The organism is Saliniramus sp. (assembly GCF_035311605.1).
Lineage (GTDB): Bacteria > Pseudomonadota > Alphaproteobacteria > Rhizobiales > Beijerinckiaceae > Saliniramus.
Window position 1 is genome coordinate 1 of the sequence record NZ_DATGCW010000138.1, and the last position, 2,446, is coordinate 2,446.

Sequence of the window (2,446 nt, forward strand, 5' to 3'; positions counted from 1 at the left end):
GTCGGCATCCTGCCCGAAGGCCGCGCACCGGCCCGCGAGGGCACGGTGATCGCAACGCCCGACGGCGCGGAGATTGGCATCGTCACCTCGGGCGGGTTCGGCCCCAGCGTCGGCGGCCCCGTGGCCATGGGTTATGTCGCGACGCTGCATGCCGAGCCCGGCACCGCCCTTCATCTGATCGTACGCGGCAAGGCCCAGCCGGCCAGGGTCGCGAAACTCCCCTTCACCGAACATCGCTACAAGCGCTGACGCCAACCGAGCCGCAGGAGGCACGCCATGTCCACGACCCGCTACACCAAGGACCACGAATACATTCGCATCGATGGCGATACCGGCATTGTCGGCATCACCGATTACGCCCAGAGCCAGTTGGGCGACGTGGTCTATGTGGAGCTCCCCGAGGCCGGCAAGGCACTCGAGAAAGGGGGCGAGGCGGCCGTGGTCGAGAGTGTGAAGGCGGCGAGTGAAGTCTATGCGCCGGTCTCGGGCGAAGTCGTGGAAGTCAACGGCGATCTCGAAGCCGCGCCCGGCACCATCAACGAGGATCCCGCCGGCGCCGGCTGGTTCCTGAAGCTCAAGATCGCCAATACCTCCGAGCTCGACGAGTTGATGAGCGAGGAAGACTACCAGGCCTATGTGAAGTCGATTTCCTGAGACGGAAATCGCCCGCCCTGCGCCCTGTTCTCGCGAAGGCGGGGACAGGGCGGGAAGGACACTGCACCAAGGACACGGTGAGAGCCAACAGGTTGAGAACCGGGCGCGCTGACACATCTGGTCAGAGTGTCCCCTGCAACGATGATTTTTCCGCCGCGCATGATCGCGGCGGTCGGACCCACAAAGCGGCAGCGAGAAACCGCTTCGAACGAAGCTGCGGAGAAAACCATGCGTTATCTGCCCCTGTCCCCTGATGATCGCAGCGAGATGCTCGCGAAGATCGGCGTGGATGCGATCGACGATCTGTTCGCCGACGTCCCGGCGGACAAACTCTTGACCGAACCGCTGGACCTGCCGCGCCGCAAGGGCGAGATGGAGGTCGAGCGCATTCTGGGCCGGATGGCCGGACGCAACGTGACGGCGAGTTCCGTGCCCTTCTTTGTGGGGGCCGGTGCCTACAAGCACCATGTGCCCGCGACCGTCGATCACGTCATCCAGCGCTCGGAATTCCTCACGAGCTACACTCCCTATCAGCCGGAAATCGCGCAGGGCACGCTGCAATACCTGTTCGAATTCCAGACCCAGGTGGCGGCGCTGACCGGCATGGATGTGGCCAATGCCTCCATGTATGACGGCTCCACCGCCGCCGGCGAAGCCGTGCTGATGGCGCACCGTGTCACGAAGCGTGGCAAGGCGGTGCTCTCGGGCGGGCTGCATCCCCATTATGCCGATGTGATCGAGACCCTGTCGCAGATGTCGGGCGACAGGGTCGTGTCGCTGCCGGCTGACCCGCGCGCCGACGAGGACATCATCGCCGCGATCGACGACGAGACCTCCTGCGTCGTCGTGCAGACGCCGGATGTGTTCGGCAATCTGCGTGATCTGACGAAGATCGCCGAGAAAGCGCATGCCCATGGTGCGCTCCTCATCGCCGCCTTTACCGAGGTGATGTCGCTTGGCCTGATCAAGCCGCCCGGCGCGATGGGCGCCGACATCGTCGTGGGCGAAGGCCAGTCGATCGGCAACAGCCTGAATTTCGGCGGCCCCTATGTCGGGCTCTTCGCCGCGCGCCAGAAATTCGTGCGCCAGATGCCGGGGCGCCTGTGCGGCGAGACGGTGGATGCCGAGGGCAAGCGCGGCTTCGTGCTGACGCTCTCCACCCGCGAGCAGCATATCCGCCGTGACAAGGCGACCTCGAATATCTGCACCAATTCGGGTCTGTGCTGCCTCGCCTTCACCATCCATATGACCCTGCTCGGCCAGGTTGGCCTGCAGCGTCTGGCCCGGGTCAACCACGCCAATGCCGTGGCGCTCGCCGACGCGCTCGCGGGCGTGCCCGGCATCGAGGTGATCACCGGCGCGTTCTTCAACGAGTTCACGCTGAAGCTGCCGAAAGATGCGGCGAAAGTGGTCGAGGCGCTCGCCGACAAGGGTGTTCTGGGCGGCGTGCCGTATTCACGCCTTGCCCCCGATGCCGGCTGTGACGACCTGCTGCTCGTCGCCTCCACCGAGGTCAATACCGAAGACGACCGCGCGGCTTATGTCGCGGCACTGAAGGAGGTGCTGGGGTGATCGACGCGACCGGCACTTCCCCAATCACGACTATTCTTTCCTCCACCCACGGAGAATCATCATGCTGAACCGCCAGGGACGCCCCACTTCGGCCGGCGACGGCGCGATCACCGCCGATACCGGAACCTTCACCGGCAACCGCGCTCTTTTGCAGGAAGAGGCGCTGATCTTCGAATCCGGGCGCTACGAGACCACCGGCGTCGATTTCGACGAGCCGGAG

General features: G+C 65.0%; 3 protein-coding genes. All 3 read left to right on the forward strand.

Going from position 1 to position 2,446, the window contains the following annotated elements; translation table 11 throughout:
- Window positions 1-249 (forward strand): glycine cleavage T C-terminal barrel domain-containing protein (locus VKP01_RS06750; protein ID WP_324411398.1); only part of this gene is annotated, 249 nt, incomplete at its 5' end.
- Between the two features lie 27 nt (window positions 250-276).
- Window positions 277-654 (forward strand): glycine cleavage system protein GcvH, encoded by a 378-nt coding sequence (gene gcvH / locus VKP01_RS06755; RefSeq protein WP_324411399.1) that lies wholly within the window; start codon window positions 277-279, stop codon window positions 652-654.
- 228 nt (window positions 655-882) lie between these two features.
- Complete coding sequence (gene gcvPA / locus VKP01_RS06760) at window positions 883-2,226, forward strand: aminomethyl-transferring glycine dehydrogenase subunit GcvPA (RefSeq protein ID WP_324411400.1); 1,344 nt, start codon at window positions 883-885, stop codon at window positions 2,224-2,226.
- Window positions 2,227-2,446 lie beyond the last annotated feature (220 nt).

What these genes read in the sequence shown, in the direction of transcription:
- gcvH (WP_324411399.1), top strand. Translation starts at nt 277, where the DNA reads ATGTCCACGACCCGCTACACCAAGGACCACGAATACATTCGCATCGAT.
- gcvPA (WP_324411400.1), top strand. Translation starts at nt 883, where the DNA reads ATGCGTTATCTGCCCCTGTCCCCTGATGATCGCAGCGAGATGCTCGCG.